Here is a 21,417-nt window from a genome sequence, read left to right on the forward strand (position 1 = left end):
GCGAGGACGTACGCGACCACGTGGTCACTTCTCCGCGAGGACCGGGTCGATCATCGACCGCAGCTGCTCGTCGTTGATCGGTGCCAGGGTGCGGGCGGCGATCCTGCCGTCCTTGTCGAGGATGATCGTGGAGGGGATGGCGTTGGGGTTGAGCGTGCCCTTGGGGAAGCGGAGCATCAGCTTCCCGGCGGGGTCGAAGAGGCTCGGGTAGGTGATTCCGTAGTTCTCCTCGAAGGAGATCGCGCTCTGTTTGCTGTTGTCGCGCGTGTTGATCCCGACGAAGGCGACGTCCTTGCCGGCGTCGGCGTATTCCTTGGACACCGTCGCGAAGTACTTGGCCTCGTTGCGGCACGGCGGGCACCAGGAGCCCCACACGTTGAGGACCACGACCTTGCCCTTGAGCGTGGTGGTGTCGAGGGTCTCGTCGCGGACGGTCTCGCCGTCGAGCTTGGGGGCCTCGGCGCGCTCCGCCCGGGACACGGTGGAGATGCCGCTCGCACCCGTGACGTAGTTGCCGCCGGAGCCGGTGACCGGCTTGCCGCCGTCCGAACCCCCGCACGCCGACAGCGTGAGGGCACCGGCCAGGGTCGCCACCGCCAGCAGGGTGGCACGGCCGCCGGTCGTGCGGCGGCTACTACGACGGATACGCGCGCGGACAAGGCTCATGTGAAAAGTTTCGCATGAGCAATTCGTCGATCTTCCGCGCCCCCCGGGGCGGTGTGCGCGCCCTGGTCGGGCGACGCTCCGCCGCCCCGGTCAGGCGGCGGTCAGGTACGCGCTCCAGCCGCCGGCCGGCGACCGGCCGGGGCCGAGGCCCTGGAGCCTGGCGAGCACCTTGGGGTCCTGGACCTCCAGCCAGTCGGTGAACTGCCGGAAGGATACGAGCCTTACATCCCTTTTGTCCGCCATGCCCTTGAGTGCCTCCTCGACGGCGTCCATGTAGATGCCGCCGTTCCACTGCTCGAAGTGGTTGCCGATGAACAGGGGCGCGCGGTTCGTCTCGTACGCCCGCCGGAAGCCGCCCAGATAGGTGGCCGTGGCCTGGGCGCGCCAGCCCGGGTAGTTGGCGGGGACGCCCTGGGTCGTGTTCTTCGACTGGTTCGCGAGGATGTTGTAGTCCATCGAGAGGACCTCGAAGGAGTGCCCGGGGAACGGCAGGGACTGCAGCGGCAGGTCCCAGATGCCGGACCTGCGCACCGGCCAGACCTGGAGGCCGCCGGGCGAGCTGGAGTCGTAGCGCCAGCCCAGCCGCCGAGCCGTCGGCAGGAGGCCGTCCCGGCCGAGCAGGCAGGGGGTGCGGGCGCCCTTCAGCTCCTTGGCGTAGTCGAACGGCAGGGGTTCGACATCGGTGAATCCGGTGTTCGTGCGCCAGTTGGTGACGAACGACACGGCCTGCTCGATCTCGGTCTCCCAGTCCTGCGGGGTCCACCGGCCGACCGAGCCGGATCCGGCGCAGAAGTGGCCGTTGAAGTGGGTCCCTATCTCGTGCCCGTCCAGCCAGGCCTGGCGGACGTGCGTGAGGGTGGAGCGGACGTTCTCGTCCTTGAGGTAGCCGATGTCCGAGGCCCCGACGGGGTTGTTCGGCGGCCGGTAGAGGTGCCGCTTCGACTCGGGCAGCAGATAGATGCCGGAGAGGAAGAAGGTCATGGCCGCGCCGTGGTCCTTGGCGAGCTTGAGGAAGCGCGGGAAGAGACCGTTGCCGATCTCCCCCGCGCCGTCCCAGCTGAAGACGACGAACTGCGGCGGGGTCTCGCCCGGCTGGAGCGGCACGGGCGCGTCCGGTTGATTCGGCTGCGGTCCGGTGTCGGCGGTGGAGCCGTCACCGATCGGCCTGGCCGCCGGCTTCTCGCCGGGCTTCGGGTTCCTGACGGGTCCGGGAGAGCCGGGACCGGACGTGTCCGATGAGCCGCAGCCCGCGATTCCCATCGCGGCGGCCGCACCAAGTCCCAGTCCCAGCAGCCCCCTCCGACTGACTCCCCTGATGTCGCGCATGTCACCGTCCCCACTGTCGACCACCCATACCGAGCCGAAGTCCATATAAACGGACAATCGGTTCGGACATGCGAGCTGACACGGTGATTCCCGCGCGACTTGTCTTTAGTTGGGCAGAACCGTAACGGCCTGTAACAGTCGGCCGATCAAGACCTGATCGGCCCGACCCGACCGGCCCGGCCGGGCCCGGATCAGGCACCCGTCGGGCACGGATCGGGCTCCGACCGAACAGGGGTCAGGCGCCGAACGCCTTGGACGCGCCCTTCACCGGCTTGGCCCCGGCCAGCAGGTGAGCCGGCACCAGATCCCGGGCCGGCTCGCTGTACCCCACCGACACCAGCTTGTCGCCCTGGAAGGTGAAGGAGGTCATCGAGGCCAACGTGCACTGCCGGCGCCGCGGGTCGTGCCACAGCCGACGCTTCTCCGCGAAGCTGCGCACGATCCAGATCGGCAGCTGGTGGCTGACCGCCACCGCCTCCCGACCACGGGCCGCGTCGCGCGCCGCCTCCAGCGCGCTCATCATCCGGACCACCTGCTCGACGTAGGGCTCGCCCCACGACGGCTTGAACGGGTTCGTCAGGTGCTTCCAGTTGCCGGGCTTGCGCAGCGCGCCGTCGCCGACCCCGAAGGTCTTGCCCTCGAAGACGTTCTCCGCCTCCAGCAGACGCGCGTCGGTCGCCAGATCCAGGCCGTGGACCTTGGCGATCGGCTCCGCCGTCTCCTGCGCCCGCTCCAGCGGGGAGGACACCACGTAGGCGATGTCGCGACCCTTGAGGTGGTCCGCGACCCGGTCCGCCATCTGCCGGCCCAGCTCGGACAGGTGATAGCCGTCACGGCGCCCGTAGAGCACCCCGTCGGGGTTGTGCACCTCGCCGTGGCGCACCAGGTGCACGACGGTGAGCTCGGGGGTGGCGGGCGTGGCGCTGCTGCTCATGCGGTGGCCTCCGCGGCGGCTCGGGCGGCGGCCGGCAGCGCCGCCGCGATGCGCTCGATCGCCTTCTCGTCGTGGGCGGTGGAGACGAACCAGGACTCGAAGGCGGACGGCGGCAGGTACACGCCCTGCGCCAGCATCGAGTGGAAGAACCCGTTGAAGCGGAAGCTCTCCTGCTTCTTGGCGTCGTCGTAGTTGCGCACCTCGTCCTCGGTGAAGAAGACGGAGAACATGTTGGACGCGGTCTGCAGCCGGTGCGCCACGCCCTCCTTGGTGAGCGCGCCGGTGACCAGGCCCTGGATCTCCTTCGAGACCGCGTCGACCTTCTCGTACGCGGCCGCGTCGAGCAGGCGCAGCTGCGCGAGACCGGCGGCGGTCGCGATCGGGTTACCCGAGAGCGTGCCGGCCTGGTAGACGGGACCGGCGGGGGCCAGGTGGCCCATGACGTCGGCGCGGCCGCCGAAGGCCGCGGCGGGGAAGCCACCACCCATGACCTTGCCGAAGGTCATCAGGTCGGGCTCGACCCCGTCGACGCCGTACCAGCCGGCGCGGGAGGTCCGGAAGCCGGTCATGACCTCGTCGGAGATGTAGAGCGCGCCGTTCTCCCGGCACAGGTCCGCGAGCCCCTGGTTGAAGCCGTCGGCGGGGGTCACCACACCCATGTTGCCGGGCGCGGCCTCGGTGATCACACAGGCGATCTCACCGGGATGCGCGGCGAAGGCCGCCCGGACCGCTTCGAGGTCGTTGTAGGGGAGGACGATCGTGTCGCCGGCCTGCGCGCCCGTCACACCGGGGGTGTCCGGAAGCGCGAAAGTCGCCAAACCGGAACCGGCGGCGGCCAGCAGGGCGTCCACGTGACCGTGGTAGCAGCCGGCGAACTTCACGACCTTGGCGCGACCGGTGAAGCCGCGGGCCAGCCGGATCGCCGACATGGTCGCCTCGGTGCCGGAGGAGACCAGGCGGACCTGCTCCACGGGTTCGATGCGCGCGACGATCTCCTCGGCGAGCGCCACCTCTCCCTCACCGGGCGTACCGAAGGAGGTACCGCGGGCGACGGCCGCCTGGACGGCCTCGATCACCTCGGGGTGCGCATGGCCGAGGATCATCGGTCCCCACGAGCACACGAGGTCGACGTACTCACGACCGTCGGCGTCGGTGAGGTACGGACCGGTCCCGGACACCATGAACCGGGGCGTACCGCCCACGGCGCGGAAGGCGCGCACGGGAGAGTTCACGCCGCCGGGGGTCACGAGGGAGGCGCGCTCGAAGAGCGTCTGCGAAACTGGGGCTTCATACGGGTACGGGTAGCTCACACCAGCCATGGTCTCAGAGGCCGCGACAGACTTGCGGACGGGCGTTTCACCGCGTCGCACCGGGGGAGGTCACTGCCATGATGATCAGGCTGCGTGGCGGGGGCCACGGGGCCGGGGCAAGCAAGACCAGTCGGGTGGAGATATGCAACGCGGTGGTGGACCGGGCGAGGGAACGGACGGCCTCGATCCGCAGCGCGCCCGCGAGGCCCGCCGCCGGGGCAAGCACCGCCGCCGCGGAACGGAGGCGGCCGACGCAGTCCCCGTACCCACGTCCCCGTCCGACGACCTGCCCAAAGGCCGCGGTATGGGAGTGACGTACAAGTACTTCGGCGCCCCCGACGGCGCCACCGCCGCCCGCGTCCCGGTCACGATGCGCCCCGAGGAGCTCGGCGGCGACGAACTCGGCATGGGCGGCCTCTTCACCAAGATCAAGCCGGAGACGGTGGCCGCGATGGTCCTGACCGGCATCGAAGGCATACCCCTCCACAAGGTGCCCCCGCTGGAGCTGGTCGTCCTCCACCCCGACTACGCGGTGGTCAAGCTCCCCATGACCGTGGTCGACCCGCTGCGCGGAATCGGCGAGGAATCGGTGGGCGCGGCGGCCTTCATCTGGTCCACGGTCCCGGACCGCGGCGGCCCCAGCGACGCCTTCAACGTCTACCAGCTGCTCCACGAATGGCAGGATTTCAGCCACCGCCTCCACGAGGCCGGGCACCAGCCGTACTGCCTCGTCTGGCCCTGACCGCCGGACACGCCGAACACGCCGAAGGGTCCGCCCCCCTTCTTCTAGACGCCCGCGCGCAGCGTTTCGGCGGGCAGGATGCGGGCGGCCGCCAGGGCCGGATAGAGGCCCGCGGCCAGGCCCACGACGAGGCCGACCAGCGGGCCCGCGGCCGTCAGGACGGGGTCGAGGACCACCAGCCAGTTCTTGGCCAGGCAGGTCACCGCCGTGATCTGGACGCCGAGCACCGTGCCCACCACCCCACCGGCCAGTCCCACCAGGCCGCTCTCGATGCAGAACTGTCCGGCGACCGCCCGCCGCGAGGCGCCCAGGGCCCGGCGCAGGCCGATCTCGGAGCGCCGCTCCAGCACGGACACGTAGGCGGTGTTGCTGACACCGAGCGCGCCCACGCCGAGCGAGACCGCGGCCAGGCCCAGGAACAGGGCCCGGGTCTGCGACTCGACGCCCTGGCGCAGCGAGCGGGGGTCCGGCGGCACCAGCGCGACGAGTTTGTCCGGGGCGCCCGGGGCCAGCGCGAAGGGAGCCTCCTCGCCGACCTGGTCGGCGGCCCCAAGATCCGTACGGATGATCATCTCCGCGGGGGCGAAGCTCAGTCCCGCCGGATCCTGCGAGGCGGCCCAGTAGGGGACGACGACCGAGCCGGTGAGGTTCGTGTCGCCGGTCGGGGCGCGGAAGACGCCGAGCACGCTGAAGGAAACCCCGTTGACATGGATCACGGAATTGGCCGCGCCGCCGTCCACGGTCAGCCGGGCGGCGGCCGCCGTGTCGATCAACGCCACCCGCTCGCGCCGGGCCTCGTGACCCGTGTCGAACCAGCGGCCCCGCGTGAGCTCGGCCGACATGGCGAGCAGCGCTTCGGGCTGCGCGGCCATGACCGTGCCCTCGGGCAGGTCGTTCGCCTCGCCACCGGGCAGCCGCGAGACGGCCGGCTGCTCGCCGGCCCTGCTGACCAGTCCGGCGCTGCGGACACCGTTGAGCTCGCGCACGCGCCGGCTGTCACTGCCGTCGGGGCGCGGCCGGACCCCGGCGACGGCCTCCGACGGGTACTTGACCGTCACCCGCGTCGCCTTGAGGGCGTCGAACTGGTCGGAGACGGCCCCGGCCGCGCTGGCCGTGATGCCGAGCGTGGCGAGGGCCGCGGCCAGCCCCACGGAGATGCCCACCATGGTGAGGAGCGTGCGGAACCGTCGGCCGAACAGCGCGAGGAACGCCTGGACGAGCAGATCCGCCGGCGAGGTACGGGGGTTTCCCGGCACGGTCTCCCGCGCCTGCGCCTTGCCCCTCGTACGGCTACGAGACACGGCCGTCCACCACCTTGAAGACGCGGTCGGCCCTGGCCGCGACGTCCTGTTCGTGGGTGACCACGACCACGGCCCGGTCCTGCGCGACCAGTCCGGTCAGCAGGTCCATGACGCGGGCCGAGTTGGCGGTGTCCAGGTTGCCGGTCGGCTCGTCGCACAGCACGACCGCCGGCCGGTGGACGATGGCCCGCGCGACCGCGACGCGCTGCCGTTCCCCGCCGGAGAGGGTGGTGGGCTTCACGTCGAGCCGGTGCCCCAGCCCCACGGACTCCAACGCCCGCACCGCCTGCGGCCGCCGCTCGGCCCGCGGCACGCCCAGGTGCACGAGCGGCAGGGCCACGTTCTGTACGCAGGTCAGGTGCGGGACCAGGTGGAAGGCCTGGAAGACGAAGCCGAGCGTGGAGGCCCGCAGGGCGGTGCGGGCGCGTTCGGACAGGGCGGTGGTGTCGTGGCCCTGCAGCAGGTACCGGCCGCGGGTCGGGACGTCGAGCAGTCCGAGCACGCTCAGCAGCGTGGACTTCCCGGAGCCCGAGGGGCCGACGACGGCCGCCAGCCGGCCGGGCCGGATGTCGAGCGTGACGTCGGCCAGCGCGTGCACGGGCGACGGTCCCGGATAGGTCTTCGCGATGCCGGTCATCTCGATGACGGGGGCCGGCTCCTCCTCAGCCATCGGTACCGCCCGAGCCGTCCTCGGATCCGCCGTCCGCGGGGCTGCCGCGGCGGACGAGGACGACCGTCTGGCCGGCGGCGAGGTTCTCGTCCAGCGCGTGGACCGCGCTGAGGCCCTCGTGGGTGAACAGCACCTCGACCGGGATGTTCCGCTCCTTGCCGCCCTCGGTGACGGTGACCGTGGACGAGCCGCCGAGGTCGGTCCAGACGGCCGACACCGGGACGGTCAGCGAGCCCTTCGGGCTGCGCCGGAGTTCGACGGCGATCTGCTGGGCGGAACCCTCCTCGGCCTCCGCGCCGGTGGGTACGAACAGCGCCTCGTGCCGACCGCCCTCGGCACCGGAGCCGTTGCCACCGCCGTTGCCGGCCGCGGTGCCCGCCGGGCCCGCTCCCGCCGTCCCGGCCGTGGCCGCGCCGTCCTGTCCCCCGCTCCTGCCGCCCTGCTGGTCCCCGTTCCTGCCGTCCGAGGGGCTGTCGAGGGAGCCCAGGGCGCCTTCCCGGCCCTCGTACGGGCCGGTGCCGAAGCGGATGACCGCGTCGGCCGGCAGATCGCGCAGCCGTGTGCGCTGGTCCGCGCTGAGGACGGCCCGCACCTGGCGGCCGCCGCTGCCGAGGACGAGGAGCGGCTTGTCGGCGGCGTCCCCGACCGCCGCGGTCACCTGCACCACCGTGGCCGGCAGGGTGCCGACGTACGCGACCTCCGCGGCCGGCAGCACCTCACCGGGCTTGGCCGGCCCGGCGGCCGGCGGCGTGCTCGCTCCACCGGTCCCACCCGAGCCGCCGCTGCCCCGCGTGCCGTTGCCGCCGTCGCCGGGAGCCGTGCCGGTGCCGCCGTCGGTCTCCGCGCCGCCCCGGGGCGCCGTGCCGCCTGCCGCGGCCGCCCCGCCCGTGCGGGCCGCGCCGGCGGCGGAACCACCTCCCCCGGTGGTGCTCTGCCCCTGCCCTGCGGGCGCCTCGTACCCGGCCGCCACGTACAGCTTGCGCACCGCCTCGACGGTGGCCGGGCCGTACGTGCCGTTCACCGCCGTCCCGTACAACGGCTGCAGCGCGCGCTGCAGTTGCTGCACGTCCGGCCCCTTGTCGCCCGCCTTCAGGTCCCGGTACGCGGGGAAGCGCCCCGGGAGCAGCAGGACCGGCCGCCCCGACACCTCCGCGACGACGGCCCCGGCCTTGAGGCTCTTGCCCGCGGTCGCGGGCAGGGCCGTCACCACCGCGCGGTCGGTGCCCTGCGGCCGGCCGCCGGTGATGGTGGTGCGGGAGGCCGTCTCGACCTTCCCGGTCAACTCCATCCTCTCGACGAGCTGCTGGTCGGACACCTTCCCCGTGATCTGGGAGGGCGGGGGCGCGGCGGCGTCGGCGGCACGCTGCTCCGGGGTTCTGGCCTGGGAGGCGATCCACCAGACGGAGCCGGAGCTGCCGAACAGCACGAGGACGACGGCGGCGACGACCAGGCCCCGCCGGGACCTGCGCCGCGCGTCAGTCGCCCGCCCGGCGGACGGCCGGCCCACCTGGGTCTCATCGGGGTCTTCGAGGCTCATGACAGTATTAGGACGTCTCTCGCAGTAGATCCTGGGCCTTGCCCTTGGCCTTCGTGATGAGTTCCAGCCATGCCGTGATCTCCGCCTCGTGCTTCACCAACGAGGCCGCCGAGGCCCGGCTCTTGGCCTCCCGCGCCTTCGTGTTGAGACCGGCCTTCGTGCCGCATTCGGCATCGGTGGTGGCCTGCTTGATCTCCGCACGCTGCGCGTTGTCGAGCGCCGCGGTGTCACCGTCGGCGATATTGGCGTAATGCGCGAGCGCCGATTCCCGAGCCTTCTCCGGAGTCGCGATCTGCGGATATCCGCCCGCCTTCATGCAGGAGGACCACTCGGAGAGCGCTTTCTGATATCCGTCGTCATCGGCGAGGATATTCGCGCCGTTCTGCTTGACGCTGTTGTAGACCGTCCAGTTGAGCCGGAGGTATTCCTTCACGTTCCCGTACACGGCCTTGAGGGTTTCACCGCGGCAGCCTTTCGACGGCACCATGACCTTGCCGCCGCCGAAGTCGAATTCCACGCCGCCCTCGGGCTTGTCGACGTACCCGTCCATGGCCATGCTGTGGGCCCGCTTGACGTCCTCGGGCAGTGCGTCGAAGTCGTCCATGTTCTCGGGGGACTTCTGGTTGTCGGACCTGCGCGGGTCCGCCCCGTAGCCCACGGTGCGGGCCGTCTCGGCCGACGGGGAGAGGTCCTCGCCGCGCTTCTTGCCGGTGTCGGTGGCGGTGCCGCCCGTCGGGAAGACCTTGAAGCCCTTGTCGTTCATGCACTTGCGGATCAGCTTGGTCTCCGCCTCACGCTCCTGGTCCAGCGCCGCGTTGGCGCTGTCGAGCGCCGCCTGCGCCCTGCGGGCCGTCTCCATGTCCTGCGGGGCTTCCTCCGAGCAGGCCGAGACGGCCGCGCCCAGCAGCACCGTCACCGCGATCGCCGTCATTCCCCGGGTGCGCTTCTTCAATGTCGTGTCCTCGTGAAGGTGCGGCCGGGCCGCCCCCGCGAGACGGGAGCGGCCCGGCCTTCAGGCGGTGATCAGCAGCTGCTGCCGTCGTTCAGGGTGTTGCTCGCGCCGTCGTCGTTGGCGTCCCAGTAGTAGTTCACGGAACCACCGGGGACGAGGCAGATCTCCACGCCCAACGTCATCCAGCGTCCGCCGTACGTCTTGGACGACTGTCCGCGCCGGTTCCACCAGGAGCTGTCGTTCTCGTAGACGGCCGGCATGTCGATGTCCCAGCGGGCGGACTCGTACTTCGTCCGGTACATCGAGTTGCCGGTGCTGTAGTTGCGGTCCTTGTAGATGCAGAAGTTGCCGTCGTAACACGTTCGGTCCACGGCCGCTGCGGACGGTGCCGCGGCGATGACGCCGGCCACGGCCGCCATAGCGATGAATCCGGCCGAAATCCTCTTACTGAGCACTCGTGACTCCCCCTGGTCGGGTGGTGACTGATGCAGTGAGAGGGCAGGGCAGCCGAAGCCCTTCCCCCCGGTCGGCTGAGATCAGGCTAGGCCACGCCCACGGGAAACAAAAGGTCAATTGTCTTTACCCAAGGGGCTGTCGGTGTTTGGAATTGATCATTCACGGATGAATGTCCGGTGCGCGAATCCATCATTCCGGCGCGCCGTCACCCCTTGCGGGAACCGGGGTCGACGCAGGTCAGCCCCACGGGCACCCGGCGGGGGCGACGGAGCGTCGACGCGGCCGCGTCGCCCGGACCCCCGCGGTCCGGATAAACCTCGAACACGTCCTGAAAATCGACGTGTTCGCGATGTGCGCCACGCCCGGGCGGCCGAAACCCGTGGAGGCGCGCGGAGCGCCTTCGTAGGCTGGCCCGATGGAGAAGCGCGTACGGCTGGAGCCCTGGTCCGCCGGGGACTTCTGGCTGCTGGAACGCAAGAACGAGCCGATCATGACCCAGTTCCTGGGCGGCCCCGAGCCCGCCGCGAAGCTCGTCGACCGGCAGCGGCGCTACGAGGCGATGAGCGCGCGGGAGCCGGCCGCCGGCCGGATGTTCCGCGTGGTGTGGACACCTGCCGGCCAAGCCCCCGGCGCCGACGGCGAACGCGGGCCCGAGCACGGGGGCGGGGGCGAGCCCGAGCGCGCCGAGAGCGGCGAGAGCGTCGGATCCGTCGGCTTCTGGGAGCGGGAGTGGCGGGGCGAGCCGGTCTACGAGGCCGGCTGGGGCATCCTGCCCGAGTTCCAGGGCCACGGGCTGGCCGTGGCGGCGCTCACGGAGCTCCTGGCGTACGTCCGCGCCCACGGCTCCCGCGACAGCGTCCACGCCTTCCCCGGCACCGACCACCCGGCATCCAACGCGGTCTGCCGACGGGCCGGGTTCGAGTACCTGGGCGACGTCGACTTCGAGTACCCGCCCGGAGTGCCCCACCCGAGCTGCGACTGGCGCCACCGGGTGGAACACCCGCGGGACGGGCTCACACCGTCAGGATGACGCGGCCGCGGACCCCCGGCTTCTCCAGGTGGGCGTGGGCCTCGGCGACCTCCGCCAGCGGGAAGGTGTCGGCGACCCGGAGCGTCAGCGCGCCCGCGTCGACCAGATCCACCAGCCGGGCCAGGTGCGCCCCGTCCGCCGCGACCTCCTGCTCCACGACCCGGACACCGCGCTCCGCGGCCGGGGCGTGGTGCGGGATCAGCCCCACGTAGACCCCGCCGTCCCGTACGGAGTCCAGCGCGACCTCGCCCAGCACCGCCGCGTCCAGGACCCCGTCCACGGGCCCGACCGGAGCCGTACCGCGCGGAACGAACCCGGTCGCGCCCAGGGACCGTACGAACTCCTCGTCCTCGGCGCCCGCCAGCGCCGTCACCACCAGCCCGGCCCGCACGGCGAGCTGGACGGCCAGGGCCCCGACGACGCCCGCGGCTCCGGTGATCAGCACCGAGGAGCCGGGGGCGAGCTCCAGCAGGTCCACGGCGCGGGCGGCGGTGAGGCCGGCGAGGGGGAGCCCGGCCGCGGTCACCGCGTCCACGGTGGTCGGGGCGGACGCGACCGCGGAGGCGTCGAGCACCACGTACTGCGCGTGGCTGCCCAGCGGCTTCACCGTCCCGTGGTGCAGGCCCACGACCCGCTCGCCGATGTGCCGGCCGGTCACGTCGGCGCCGATCTCGTCGACCTCCCCGGACACGTCCCAACCGAGGCCGAGACGCTGCCCGGCGCCGCCGAAGATCCCGGAACGGACCCCGCCGTCCACCGGGTTGAGCCCGGCGGCGGTGACCTTGACCCGCAGCTGGCCGGCCGCGGGGCGGGGCACCGGGACCTCGGCCAGTACGACCTGCTCCGGACCGCCGAACTCGGTCACCACGGCCGCCGACATCGTCTGCTCGCTCATCTTCGTCTCTCCCGTTCGCAGGTTCGCGCGTTTCGCTCGTTCGCTCGTTCGTTCGCGCGTTCTCGATGAGCACTAACCTAGGGAGAGGTACTCTCTTTTCGTAAGTACGCACTCGAAGGTGCGTACCCGACCCGGAAGTGGGGGCACCCATGGCCACCAGCACCGCCGCGGCCCGCCGCGAGGAAGCACGTTCCGCCTACGACGCCTTCCTCAAGGAATGCCCCACCGGCCAACTCCTCGCCCGCATCAGCGACAAGTGGGTCGGCCTCATCGTCAGCGCCCTCGGCCAGGCCGAGAACCGCACCCTGCGCTACAGCGACCTCGGCCGCAGGATCCCCGGCGTCAGCCAGAAGATGCTCACCCAGACCCTGCGCTCCCTCGAACGCGACGGCCTCGTCACCCGCACCGTCACCCCCACCGTCCCCGTCCGCGTCGACTACCGGCTCACCGACCTCGGCAGCAGCCTCGGCTGCCTCCTGTCCTCCGTGAAGCTCTGGGCCGAGAACCACTTCGACGAGGTCAGCGCCCACCGCGACACCTACGACCGAGCCACCGCGGAGGCGTAATTCGGCCGCACCCACCACCTCGGCAATGGCATGCTGAGCGGGTGAACGGACCCGGCATTCAGCTCACCCTCGCCCCCGAACTACGCCTCTTCGCCCCGCCCAGCCGGCGCGCCGACCGCGTACCGACCGCCACCGACGGCGCCTCCAGCCTCGGCCACGTCGTCGAATCGGCCGGCGTCCCGCTCACCGAGGTCGGCCGCCTCCTCGTCGACGGCCACGAGGTACCCGTCTCCTACGTCCCCCAGGACGGCCAGAACGTCGAGGTGTTCGGCGTCGAACGACCCCAACAGGTCCCCGGCGCCCCCCTCCGCTTCCTCCTCGACGTCCACCTCGGCACCCTCGCCCGCCGCCTGCGCCTGCTCGGCGTCGACGCCGCCTACGAGAACGAGGACATCGGCGACCCCGCCCTCGCCACCCGCTCCGCCGCCGAACGACGCGTCCTGCTCTCCCGCGACCGCGGCCTGCTGCGCCGCCGCGAACTGTTCGCCGGCGCGTACGTCTACAGCGACAACCCCGACGAGCAACTGCGCGACGTACTGGGCCGCTTCGCACCCACCCTCGCGCCCTGGACCCGCTGCACCGCCTGCAACGGCCCGCTCCACGAGGCCGACAAGGAGAGCGTCGGCGACCGCTTGGAGGACGGCACGCACCGCTCCTACGACGTGTTCGCGCAGTGCACCGAGTGCGAGCGCGTCTACTGGCGCGGCGCCCACCACGCCCGCCTGGAACGCATCGTCGACGAGGCCCTCGTGGAGTTCGGCACGGCCTAGAAGGCGAGCGCGCTAGAAGGCGTACGTGTCGCCCGTGTCCAGCGCCAGCACCACGTGCTCGTTGTTGGTGTGGTTCCGGTCCGTCGCACCGCCGTTCCACCACGTGTCGACCCGCACCGCCACCTCCGGGGCCGGCTCCCGCAGCTCCAGCAGCAGCGCGACGTGCCGGCCCCGCCCGTGCAGCGGCAGCGGACCCGTCTCGCACACCACCTCGCGCGAACCCGCCCGCGCACAGCCCTCCGAAAGCCGCTGCCGGTCCGCGAGATCGGCCGACAGCCGCACCCGCAGCGTCGCGTTCGGCAGCGCGGCCGGCCCGTCGTTCTCCGGCACCAGCCAGATCCTCAGCCGCGCCCCCGACAAGGCAACCCGGCCGTGGTAGGCCACATCGGCCTCCGGCCCGTCCGCCACCGACGCCTGCGCCGACCCGGGGACACCCGCGCCGAGCGCCAGCAAACCCGCCACCACCACACTTCGTACGGCACCACGGCGCACCGACACCACCTCCTCGCGCGGAGGCTAGCCACCCGCACTCCCGGCCGGTCGGACCATCACACGAACGAGGGCGCGCCCACCCCCATCTGCCCCGCGCACCTTCGAGCCGCGCCCTTCCCCCTCCCGGCCCGGCAGGGCGCCCGCGCACACCGGGGACCGGCCCGGATCGGCGCCGCGCGGCCGCCGAGCCGCGCCTATGCTGGCGGGTGATCGCCCGTACGAACGACCGAACGACCGAGGAGCCCGCACATGAGCACGGCCGCCACCCGAACCGCCGTAGTCACCGGCGCGAGCAGCGGCATCGGCGCGGCCACCGCCCGGCAGCTCGCCGCAGCCGGCTACCACGTCGTCCTCACCGCCCGCCGCAAGGACCGCATCGAGGCCCTCGCCGCCGAGCTCACCGAGGCCGGCCACCAGGCCACCGCCTACGCCCTCGACGTCACCGACCGCACCGCCGTCGACGCCTTCGCGGCCTCCCTCGACCGCTGCGACGTACTCGTCAACAACGCGGGCGGCGCCCTCGGAGCCGAGCCCGTCGCCACCGGCGACCCCGCCGACTGGCGCACGATGTACGAGGTCAACGTCATCGGCACGCTCCACGTCACCCAGGCCCTGCTCCCCGCCCTCACCGCCTCCGGCGACGGCACGGTCGTGGTCCTCTCCTCCACCGCCGGCCACTCCACCTACGAGGGCGGCGCCGGCTACGTCGCCGCCAAGAACGGCGCCCGCGTCCTCGCCGAGACCCTGCGCCTGGAGATCGTCGGCCAGCCGGTCCGCGTCATCGAGATCGCCCCCGGCATGGTCAAGACCGAGGAATTCGCGAAGACCCGCTTCCGCGGCGACGCCGAGAAGGCGGAGAAGGTCTACGCGGGCGTCGCGGATCCCCTGTCCGCCGACGACGTGGCCGACACCATCACCTGGGCGGTCACCCGCCCCAGCCACGTGAACATCGACCTCCTGGTGGTCCGCCCCCGCGCCCAGGCCTCGAACACCAAGGTCCACCGCGAGCTCTAGAGCACTCCCGCCGCCTTCGGGTGCGGCATGCGGGCCGCCGGCTCCAGCCAGCGGCCCGTTCCACATCCGGCGGATGCCCCGGGAGAAGGGGCGGGGAGGACGAACGGGTGATGGGAGTGACGACGCGTTCCACCTGACAGGCCTGAGGTGCGCCCCCATGTCTACTTTGAGCGACCGACTACTTGCACCGGGTAATCGCGTACGCACGAAAGCCAGGCACGGAGGGTAAGTATTCATGCACAAGCTCCAACAGGTCATGATCACTACTGCGGCGGTGGCATGTCTGGCCACCCTTGGCGCGGGAAGCGCTCACGCCGCTGACGCCGGCGTGCGGGGCAGCACTCCGCGGGTCGCCCAGCTGCCTCAGCTGCCCGAGCTTCCGCGACTCCCTCAGCTGCCCCAGCTCCCGTCCATCGCCCAGCCGCAGCGTGCACAGCTCACGCAGGCAGCGCCGCAGCTGAGGGACCAGGAGGAGGCGTACGAGTCGTACGCCGCGTACACGCCCTACACCCCGTACGCGCCCTACGCCCCGTACGGCAGCACCTCCGGCACCCCGAACACGCCGAACACCCCCAACACTCCGAACACGCCCAACACCCCGGGCGGCGGAAACACGCCCAACACTCCCAACACGCCGAACACCCCCAATACCCCGAACACCCCGGGCGGTGGGGGTAACACTCCGAACACCCCCAACACTCCGAACACCCCCAATACGCCCAACACGCCCAACGGCACGGGCACGCCGAGCACCCCCTACAAGCCGATCACCCCGAATACACCGAGCGCCCCGGCCGGAATGTAGGTTCTGTCGAATACCGACGGACGCCCGGACGCGCCACCTGGAAATGACGCCTCTACGGCTTTCGTCAGGCCGTGACGGGTGTGGGCGGCTGCCCAGTTCTTCGCCTCACATGAAGGTGCCGCGCAGTGACTTTCACTGCGCGGCACCTTCATGTATTTGCCGAAATTCAGCGTGCGCTCATCCCCTCAGTTAGGGGTGTTGGGCGTGTTCGGGGTGTTCGGGGTGTTCGGAGTGTTGCCCCCACCGCCCGGGGTGTTCGGCGTGTTCGGAGTGTTGGGCGTGTTCGGAGTGTTGCCCCCACCGCCCGGGGTGTTCGGCGTGTTCGGAGTGTTAGGGGTGTTCGGAGTGTTACCCCCACCGCCCGGGGTGTTCGGGGTGTTAGGGGTGTTCGGAGTGTTACCCCCGCCACCAGGGGTGTTGGGCGTGTTCGGGGTGTTGGGGGTGTTCGGAGTGTTGTGACCGCCACGTCCCGGGGTGTTCGGGGTGTTAGGCGTGTTCGGGGTGTTCGGGGTGTTGTGACCGCCACGTCCCGCGGTGTTCGGGGTGTTAGGCGTGTTCGGAGTGTTCGGGGTGTTGTGACCGCCACGCCCCGCGGTGTTCGGGGTGTTAGGCGTGTTCGGAGTGTTCGGGGTGTTGTGACCGCCACGCCCCGGCGTGTTCGGAGTGTTAGGCGTGTTCGGAGTGTTCGGGGTGTTGTGACCGCCACGCCCCGGCGTGTTCGGAGTGTTAGGCGTGTTCGGGGTGTTGGGCGTATTACCGCCACCACCCGGGGTGTTCGGAGTATTCGGGGTGTTCGGCGTGTTCGGGGTGTTGTCGGCAACCATGATCTGGGGTGCCGGAGCGGCCGTCGCGACGGCCGGCAGTGCGACGCCCCCCGCCAGGGTCATAGAGATAGCGGAAGCCAGCAGGATCTTGCGGGAAATCTTCATCATCGGTTTTCTCCATTCGGGGTTGCGGAGGCTGTTGAAAACCATCCGCTGCAGGTTGTGATATCCGGCCTCCGGGGGGATTCCCCGGTGAGGACCTGCTTCAAATAAACCCGATGGAAGGGGGCGGGTCATGCCACAGGAGTACGTGACTTGACACCAAATTTCGATCTTGGTATTCGCCGGAACTCGATTCTGGATACGCCTGTCGACTTGCCTCGGTGAGGTGGTCTCACCGGCGCCCAGGACCGTTTCCCGGCCCGCGTCGGCCACCTGTGCGCCGGTCCGGGCGAAGCCCGCCGTCCGCCTGCCCCGAAGGTTCGCCCCTTGCCCGCCCCCGGAGCCGGCCCGCGCCGGCCACCGCAGGCAGCGCGGACACCCCACAGCCGTGGTTGCGGTACTAGCGGTACTAGTAGACCCCCGCCGCCTTCAGGTGCGGCATGAGCGCCGCCGGCTTCAGCCCGGCGGCCCTCGCCGCGTCCAGGGCCCGCCGGAGGTCCGCCGCCAGCGTCGGCGTGAAGTGCAGCAGCACGATGTCCCCGGGCTGCAGCCGTGGCGTCGGCGGGGTCTCGCCCCAGGTGGTGAAATCGTGCGTCCAGGTGATCAGCGCCTTCACCCCGCACGCCTTGGCCGCGAGCCGCACCTCGTCGTCGACCGCCCCGTACGGCGGCCGCAACAGCTTCGGCGTCCGCCCGAAGACCTCCTGGAGCCGCTCCCCGGCCCCGCACACCTCGGCGTCCTTGCCGGCCGCGTCGAGCGTGGTGAGGTCGGGATGGTTGACGGTGTGGTTCTCGACGCCGACGCGCCCTTCCTCCGTGAGCCGGGTGAAGTACCCGGTGTCGTACGAGGCCGCCCCGGGCAGCAGGAACAACGCGGCGGGCACCCGCTTCTCCAGCAGGATCCGCGCCGCCTCCGGATCGTGACTCCAGCCGTCGTCGATGGTGATGAAGACGACCCTCTCCTGGGTCGGCACACGCGACACGACGGGCGGCAGCCCCACCTTCGCCTGAGCGGACCCGACGGCCCCGAGACCGAGTGACAACGACGCGAGCGCGGCGATCAGCGCGCGGGATCTCCACATGCCGCACACTTTGGTCTAGACCAACTGACCGGTCAACCCTCATGCAGCAAAAGGGAGTTACCACCCCGCGCGCCTGGGACCGTACGGGTGAATGCGCACGAAATGTCGGCGGGCGCGGCTACGATCCGAAAGCGTGAGCCGCGAGGAGGAGGAAGCTATGGCCGTGATACAGCACGAGACCACGATCGCGGAGGCCGCCGATCGACTCTCCAAGGAGCTTCCCGGGCACCGAGTGGAGATTCTCCAGGGGAGGCTCACCGTGACACCACCCGCGGACGGGTCACACGCACTGTCGCTCAGCTGGCTGATCGAGAAGTTCTACGACGCCGACGCCCGGAACGCGGGGCTGAGATACGTCCAGGGGATCGGCCTCTGGCTGCCGACCGGCTCCGACGACTACGCGATTCCGGATTTCGCCCTCGTCGAGGCCGACTTCCGCGACCACAAGGTCCAGAAGAACTGCTACGCGGCCGATGTCTTCCGCCTGGTCGTCGAAGTGACCTCGTCGAACTGGTCCGACGACATCGGCGTCAAGGTCGACAGCTACGCGAAGGCCGACATTCCGGTGTACGTCATCGCCGACCGTCACCACGACGAGGCCGTCCTGTGCTGCGACCCGCGCAACGGCGCGTACCGCCTGCGCAGGACCTACAAGCGAGGCGAATCCATCCCCCTGCCCCCGTCCATCGGAGTCTCCGTCGAGCTCCCCGTGGACCTCCTCCTCGACGGCGACGAGGCCTGACCCCGGACACGCGGGAGCCCGGACCGATCACCATCGGTCCGGGCTCCCGCATTCCCCCGACATCCACGCCCGGGCCTCAGCCCTTGACGCAGATGACCTGCTTGAGCTTGGCCACGACCCGCACCAGGTCGGTCTGCTGGTCGATGACCTGCTCGATGGACTTGTACGCGCCCGGGATCTCGTCCACGACGCCCGAATCCTTGCGGCACTCGACGCCCTTGGTCTGCTCCACCAGGTCGCGCGCCGAGAACCGCTTCTTCGCCGCCGTCCGGCTCATCTTCCGGCCCGCGCCGTGCGAGGCCGAGTTGAAGGACTTCTCGTTGCCGAGACCCTTCACGATGTACGAGCCCGTCCCCATGGAGCCCGGGATGATCCCGTAGTCACCGCTGCCGGCGCGGATCGCGCCCTTACGCGTGACCAGCAGGTCCATGCCGTCGTACCGCTCCTCCGCCACGTAGTTGTGGTGGCAGCTGATCTCGCGGTCGAAGGAGACCTTCGCCTTCCGGAACTCCTTGCGGATGACCTCCTTGAACAGGCTCATCATCGCCGCGCGGTTGTACTTCGCGTACTCCTGCGCCCAGAAGAGGTCGTTGCGGTACGCCGCCATCTCGGGCGTGGCCGCGAGGAAGACCGCCAGGTCCCGGTCGACCAGGTTCTGGTTGTGATCGAGCCCCCGGGCCACCTCGATGTGGTGCGCGGCGAGCTCGTTGCCGATCCCGCGGGAACCGGAGTGCAGCATCAACCAGACCGAACCCGACTCATCAAGACAGAACTCGATGAAATGATTCCCGCTTCCGAGCGTTCCGATCTGCTTCATGGCGCGTTCGTGACGGAATTTGACCGCATCGGCGAGGTGGTCGAACCGGCTCCACAGGCCCTCGTACCCCTCCACCGAGAACCCGTACAGCCGCGACGGGTCCACCGCCTCCTTGTGCAGGCCCGTACCCACAGGAATGGCCCGCTCGATCTTCGACCGCAGACCCGACAGGTCCCCGGGCAGGTCGTTCGCCGTCAGGGACGTCTTCACCGCCGACATTCCGCACCCGATGTCCACGCCCACCGCCGCCGGGCAGACCGCGTCCTTCATGGCGATCACCGAGCCGACGGTGGCCCCCTTGCCGTAGTGGACGTCCGGCATGACGGCCAGGCCCTTGATCCAGGGGAGGGTGGCGACGTTGTGCAACTGCTGCATCGCGCTGCCCTCGACCGACGCCGGGTCGGTCCACATCCGGATCGGGACCTTCGCCCCAGGTACCTCTACATACGACATAAGGAATCAATCCCCCGAAAACTACAGAAAAGTCTGAATACGCAAAAGCCTCGCTCTTGATCCCAAATGCGACAGGAGACCGGCGCCGGCACCAGCGTGTGCGATAGACATTGTGTCCAGCCGCGCCCAAGTCGCGGCAACGTATTTTCCTGACCGTCGGGGGGCCCGCCGGTCGAAGGGAGCCAGTGGACGTGCAGCGCAAGGCGGTACGGCGGCGAGTCCTGCCAGGCATCGCGATGCTCACCGCGCTCGCGGCCGGGGCGGCCGGCCTGACCGGGTGCACCGGCGGGAGCGGCGACGGAAGCACCAGCGACTCGAAGGCCGGCGGCAGCTCCGCCGCGCCCGCCCAACCGGGGAAGTACCGCAGTCTGCCCGCGCCCTGCAAGGCCGGCGCCGACAGCAAGAAGCTCAAGGGCATGCTCCCGCCCGGCGACAGTCTCACCCCCGAGCAGCGCGACAAGATGTACGCCGGTGTCGCGGACGCCTCGTACGACGGCGACCGCCACGTCGGCTGCCGCTGGACCGGGCAGAGCCCCGAGGAGACGCGGCTGCTGTCGGTCGTCTTCGAGCGCGTGGTCTCCTACGACCGGACCACGAGCAGCGACGACGACAAGGCCAAGCAGGTCTACGTACGCCGACTCACCGACGCGAAGCTGCCCTTCCCCGGCCCGACCGCGAGTCCCACCCCGGCCGCTCCCACCCCGGCCGCCCCGACCCCGGCGGCGCCGAGCCCGAGCGTGCCCGCGGCCCCCGGGGCGCCGGTGTCCCCGTCCGCGAGCCCGTCGGCCCCCGTCGAGCTCGGATCCCGCGTCCTGGAGGACCTCGGCAGCGACGCGTTCCTGGAGGACAAGCTCAGCCCCGCCGGGGCCAGCGCCGCGCAGTCCCGCACCGTGCGCATTGTGTTCCGCACCTCGAACGTCATCGTCACCATCGAGTACAGCGTGCAGCCCGCACTGCCCGGAACGATCCCTCCGAGCACCGAAACCCAGGACAAAGCAAGGCAGTTGGCGCAGGCTCTGGCCGAGCGTCTCAGCGAGTGAGCGGTGCGCGCCGTGGTCTCGCGTGACGGCGCGCACAGCAGGCGGGCATCCGATCGGGCTACCGTTGCCCGGGTCCCGCGTCCGAAGAACAACCGACAAACGTACTGAAGGAACCATGCACCGATCAGCCTCGCGCCTCACCCGCGTTCTCGCCTGCGCAGCCGTCCCGGTGATCCTCACCGTCGCCGGGTGTTCGTCCGACTCGGGCAAGGAGTCCGGCTCGAACGGCGAGAAGAAGTCCGGTTCGTCCTCGTCGGCCAAGCCGAACCCGAAGTCCTCCAAGACCCTGGAGAAGCCGGCCTTCGCGGCCCTCCCGGACCCGTGCAAGGCGCTCGCGACGCCGACGATAGACACGCTCGTCCCGGAGGCGAAGGACAAGGCCGGGTCGGCGCCCAAGGCGAACGACCTGGCCGCTCGTGCCAGCTGCTCCTGGAACGGTCTGGACGAGGACGGTCTGAAGGGGTCGCAGTACCGCTGGCTGTCGCTCTCCTACCACCGCCTCGACTCCGAGGCCAGCCTCGGCGACGCCAGCAAGCGTGCCGAGGCGCAGTACAACAAGGAGATCGAGGCGGCGAAGGCCACCGAGGGCGCGCAGAACCCGAAGGCGGAGGCCGTCGGCGAGGTCGGCGACCAGGCGTCGTCGGTGATCTACGTGGTGAAGAAGGACAACAACGACCACTACAACACGACGGTCGTGGCGCGTACCCAGAACGTGGTGATCACGCTCGACTACAACGGTGCGGGGCTTGAGGGGGCCTCCGCGCCGGACCACGCGAAGCTGCTGCAGGACGCGATCTCGGCCGCCAAGGAGGCTGTGACCTCGGTGGGCGCGGCGAACAAGGCGCCGGCGGAGCAGCCGCAGTCCCCGCAGCCCCAGTAGGAACGGTCGCGG

The 21,417-nt window shown here is 70.8% G+C and carries 22 protein-coding genes; 9 read left to right on the plus strand and 13 right to left on the minus strand.

All coding sequences use genetic code 11. The annotated features are described in order from the left end of the window. Window positions 1-24 precede the first annotated feature (24 nt). From ACWG52_RS16310 to hemL, 4 genes are all read right to left on the minus strand, one after another. Window positions 25-666, minus strand: a complete 642-nt coding sequence (locus ACWG52_RS16310) for a TlpA family protein disulfide reductase (RefSeq protein WP_389808089.1) — start codon at window positions 664-666, stop codon at window positions 25-27. Between the two features lie 90 nt (window positions 667-756). Continuing rightward, complete coding sequence (locus ACWG52_RS16315; protein WP_389808092.1) at window positions 757-1,992, minus strand: polysaccharide deacetylase family protein; 1,236 nt, start codon at window positions 1,990-1,992, stop codon at window positions 757-759. Between the two features lie 235 nt (window positions 1,993-2,227). After that, window positions 2,228-2,926 carry a histidine phosphatase family protein gene (locus ACWG52_RS16320; RefSeq protein WP_030722499.1) on the minus strand — a complete coding sequence of 233 codons (699 nt, stop codon included), beginning with the start codon at window positions 2,924-2,926 and terminating at the stop codon, window positions 2,228-2,230. Then, entirely contained in the window at window positions 2,923-4,245 is a 1,323-nt protein-coding gene (gene hemL, locus ACWG52_RS16325) for a glutamate-1-semialdehyde 2,1-aminomutase (RefSeq protein ID WP_389808096.1), read from the minus strand. Before hemL ends, ACWG52_RS16320 begins: the two co-directional genes overlap by 4 nt. Before the next feature lie 133 nt (window positions 4,246-4,378). On the opposite strand from hemL, the gene ACWG52_RS16330 reads away from it, so the two are divergent. After that, entirely contained in the window at window positions 4,379-4,978 is a 600-nt protein-coding gene (locus ACWG52_RS16330; RefSeq protein WP_078851388.1) for a hypothetical protein, read from the plus strand. 44 nt (window positions 4,979-5,022) lie between these two features. Here the strand turns inward: ACWG52_RS16330 and ACWG52_RS16335 are convergent, their stop codons facing one another. The 5 genes from ACWG52_RS16335 to ACWG52_RS16355 all read right to left on the minus strand — a co-directional run bounded on the left by ACWG52_RS16335 (window position 5,023) and on the right by ACWG52_RS16355 (window position 9,857). Next, the gene (locus ACWG52_RS16335) at window positions 5,023-6,279 is read right to left on the minus strand and encodes an ABC transporter permease (RefSeq protein ID WP_453128928.1); all 1,257 of its coding nucleotides are present in this window, start codon (window positions 6,277-6,279) and stop codon (window positions 5,023-5,025) included. Continuing rightward, window positions 6,269-6,949 (minus strand): ABC transporter ATP-binding protein, encoded by a 681-nt coding sequence (locus ACWG52_RS16340; RefSeq protein WP_389808104.1) that lies wholly within the window; start codon window positions 6,947-6,949, stop codon window positions 6,269-6,271. Before ACWG52_RS16340 ends, ACWG52_RS16335 begins: the two co-directional genes overlap by 11 nt. Next, complete coding sequence (locus tag ACWG52_RS16345; RefSeq protein WP_389808107.1) at window positions 6,942-8,486, minus strand: peptidoglycan-binding domain-containing protein; 1,545 nt, start codon at window positions 8,484-8,486, stop codon at window positions 6,942-6,944. The genes ACWG52_RS16340 and ACWG52_RS16345 overlap by 8 nt, the downstream gene beginning before the upstream one ends. Before the next feature lie 7 nt (window positions 8,487-8,493). Next, window positions 8,494-9,438: a hypothetical protein gene (locus ACWG52_RS16350; protein ID WP_453128929.1), complete on the minus strand. Its 945-nt coding sequence runs from the start codon at window positions 9,436-9,438 to the stop codon at window positions 8,494-8,496. Window positions 9,439-9,509: 71 nt separating this feature from the next. Then, a complete protein-coding gene (locus ACWG52_RS16355) occupies window positions 9,510-9,857 on the minus strand; it encodes a peptidase inhibitor family I36 protein (protein ID WP_237545862.1) in 348 nt (115 codons plus the stop codon). 452 nt (window positions 9,858-10,309) lie between these two features. Here ACWG52_RS16355 and ACWG52_RS16360 point away from each other — a divergent pair, with 452 nt between their 5' ends. Beyond that, window positions 10,310-10,924 (plus strand): GNAT family N-acetyltransferase, encoded by a 615-nt coding sequence (locus ACWG52_RS16360; RefSeq protein WP_390168038.1) that lies wholly within the window; start codon window positions 10,310-10,312, stop codon window positions 10,922-10,924. Here ACWG52_RS16360 and ACWG52_RS16365 read toward each other — a convergent pair. Beyond that, complete coding sequence (locus tag ACWG52_RS16365; RefSeq protein WP_453129071.1) at window positions 10,908-11,804, minus strand: NADP-dependent oxidoreductase; 897 nt, start codon at window positions 11,802-11,804, stop codon at window positions 10,908-10,910. The genes ACWG52_RS16360 and ACWG52_RS16365 overlap by 17 nt on opposite strands. Before the next feature lie 164 nt (window positions 11,805-11,968). Between ACWG52_RS16365 and ACWG52_RS16370 the strand changes: the two genes are divergently transcribed. Together ACWG52_RS16370 and ACWG52_RS16375 are read left to right on the plus strand one after the other, a co-directional pair. Then, a complete protein-coding gene (locus tag ACWG52_RS16370) occupies window positions 11,969-12,385 on the plus strand; it encodes a winged helix-turn-helix transcriptional regulator (RefSeq protein WP_033224122.1) in 417 nt (138 codons plus the stop codon). Window positions 12,386-12,426: 41 nt separating this feature from the next. Then, entirely contained in the window at window positions 12,427-13,155 is a 729-nt protein-coding gene (locus ACWG52_RS16375) for a Mut7-C RNAse domain-containing protein (protein ID WP_389808117.1), read from the plus strand. Window positions 13,156-13,167: 12 nt separating this feature from the next. Here ACWG52_RS16375 and ACWG52_RS16380 read toward each other — a convergent pair whose 3' ends face one another. Beyond that, window positions 13,168-13,617: a hypothetical protein gene (locus ACWG52_RS16380; protein WP_244290924.1), complete on the minus strand. Its 450-nt coding sequence runs from the start codon at window positions 13,615-13,617 to the stop codon at window positions 13,168-13,170. A gap of 279 nt (window positions 13,618-13,896) precedes the next feature. Between ACWG52_RS16380 and ACWG52_RS16385 the strand changes: the two genes are divergently transcribed. Both ACWG52_RS16385 and ACWG52_RS16390 read left to right on the plus strand, forming a co-directional pair. Next, on the plus strand, window positions 13,897-14,661 hold the full coding sequence (locus ACWG52_RS16385) for an SDR family NAD(P)-dependent oxidoreductase (RefSeq protein ID WP_390138677.1): 765 nt from the start codon (window positions 13,897-13,899) through the stop codon (window positions 14,659-14,661). Between the two features lie 235 nt (window positions 14,662-14,896). Then, window positions 14,897-15,466: a hypothetical protein gene (locus tag ACWG52_RS16390; protein WP_389808124.1), complete on the plus strand. Its 570-nt coding sequence runs from the start codon at window positions 14,897-14,899 to the stop codon at window positions 15,464-15,466. Window positions 15,467-16,801: 1,335 nt separating this feature from the next. Here ACWG52_RS16390 and ACWG52_RS16395 read toward each other — a convergent pair. Then, window positions 16,802-17,473: a polysaccharide deacetylase family protein gene (locus ACWG52_RS16395; RefSeq protein WP_352164385.1), complete on the minus strand. Its 672-nt coding sequence runs from the start codon at window positions 17,471-17,473 to the stop codon at window positions 16,802-16,804. Window positions 17,474-17,630: 157 nt separating this feature from the next. On the opposite strand from ACWG52_RS16395, the gene ACWG52_RS16400 reads away from it, so the two are divergent. Next, entirely contained in the window at window positions 17,631-18,215 is a 585-nt protein-coding gene (locus tag ACWG52_RS16400; protein WP_161293050.1) for a Uma2 family endonuclease, read from the plus strand. 76 nt (window positions 18,216-18,291) lie between these two features. On the opposite strand, the gene ACWG52_RS16405 is transcribed toward ACWG52_RS16400, so the two are convergent. Further along, on the minus strand, window positions 18,292-19,485 hold the full coding sequence (locus ACWG52_RS16405) for an RtcB family protein (protein WP_389808131.1): 1,194 nt from the start codon (window positions 19,483-19,485) through the stop codon (window positions 18,292-18,294). Between the two features lie 191 nt (window positions 19,486-19,676). Here ACWG52_RS16405 and ACWG52_RS16410 point away from each other — a divergent pair, with 191 nt between their 5' ends. Continuing rightward, window positions 19,677-20,525, plus strand: coding sequence for a DUF3558 domain-containing protein (locus ACWG52_RS16410; RefSeq protein ID WP_389808134.1), 849 nt, complete (start codon window positions 19,677-19,679; stop codon window positions 20,523-20,525). Between the two features lie 115 nt (window positions 20,526-20,640). After that, window positions 20,641-21,405 (plus strand): DUF3558 family protein, encoded by a 765-nt coding sequence (locus ACWG52_RS16415; protein ID WP_389808137.1) that lies wholly within the window; start codon window positions 20,641-20,643, stop codon window positions 21,403-21,405. Window positions 21,406-21,417: the final 12 nt, after the last annotated feature.

Source organism: Streptomyces sp. CLCI03 (genome assembly GCF_053615355.1).

Bases quoted from the DNA above. Each gene is read 5' to 3' on its own strand.
- ACWG52_RS16310 (WP_389808089.1), bottom strand. From the start codon at position 666: ATGAGCCTTGTCCGCGCGCGTATCCGTCGTAGTAGCCGCCGCACGACC.
- ACWG52_RS16315 (WP_389808092.1), bottom strand. From the start codon at position 1,992: ATGCGCGACATCAGGGGAGTCAGTCGGAGGGGGCTGCTGGGACTGGGA.
- ACWG52_RS16320 (WP_030722499.1), bottom strand. From the start codon at position 2,926: ATGAGCAGCAGCGCCACGCCCGCCACCCCCGAGCTCACCGTCGTGCAC.
- hemL (WP_389808096.1), bottom strand. From the start codon at position 4,245: ATGGCTGGTGTGAGCTACCCGTACCCGTATGAAGCCCCAGTTTCGCAG.
- ACWG52_RS16330 (WP_078851388.1), top strand. From the start codon at position 4,379: ATGCAACGCGGTGGTGGACCGGGCGAGGGAACGGACGGCCTCGATCCG.
- ACWG52_RS16340 (WP_389808104.1), bottom strand. From the start codon at position 6,949: ATGGCTGAGGAGGAGCCGGCCCCCGTCATCGAGATGACCGGCATCGCG.
- ACWG52_RS16345 (WP_389808107.1), bottom strand. From the start codon at position 8,486: ATGAGCCTCGAAGACCCCGATGAGACCCAGGTGGGCCGGCCGTCCGCC.
- ACWG52_RS16355 (WP_237545862.1), bottom strand. From the start codon at position 9,857: ATGGCGGCCGTGGCCGGCGTCATCGCCGCGGCACCGTCCGCAGCGGCC.
- ACWG52_RS16360 (WP_390168038.1), top strand. From the start codon at position 10,310: ATGGAGAAGCGCGTACGGCTGGAGCCCTGGTCCGCCGGGGACTTCTGG.
- ACWG52_RS16365 (WP_453129071.1), bottom strand. From the start codon at position 11,804: ATGTCGGCGGCCGTGGTGACCGAGTTCGGCGGTCCGGAGCAGGTCGTA.
- ACWG52_RS16370 (WP_033224122.1), top strand. From the start codon at position 11,969: ATGGCCACCAGCACCGCCGCGGCCCGCCGCGAGGAAGCACGTTCCGCC.
- ACWG52_RS16385 (WP_390138677.1), top strand. From the start codon at position 13,897: ATGAGCACGGCCGCCACCCGAACCGCCGTAGTCACCGGCGCGAGCAGC.
- ACWG52_RS16390 (WP_389808124.1), top strand. From the start codon at position 14,897: ATGCACAAGCTCCAACAGGTCATGATCACTACTGCGGCGGTGGCATGT.
- ACWG52_RS16395 (WP_352164385.1), bottom strand. From the start codon at position 17,473: ATGTGGAGATCCCGCGCGCTGATCGCCGCGCTCGCGTCGTTGTCACTC.
- ACWG52_RS16400 (WP_161293050.1), top strand. From the start codon at position 17,631: ATGGCCGTGATACAGCACGAGACCACGATCGCGGAGGCCGCCGATCGA.
- ACWG52_RS16405 (WP_389808131.1), bottom strand. From the start codon at position 19,485: ATGTCGTATGTAGAGGTACCTGGGGCGAAGGTCCCGATCCGGATGTGG.
- ACWG52_RS16415 (WP_389808137.1), top strand. From the start codon at position 20,641: ATGCACCGATCAGCCTCGCGCCTCACCCGCGTTCTCGCCTGCGCAGCC.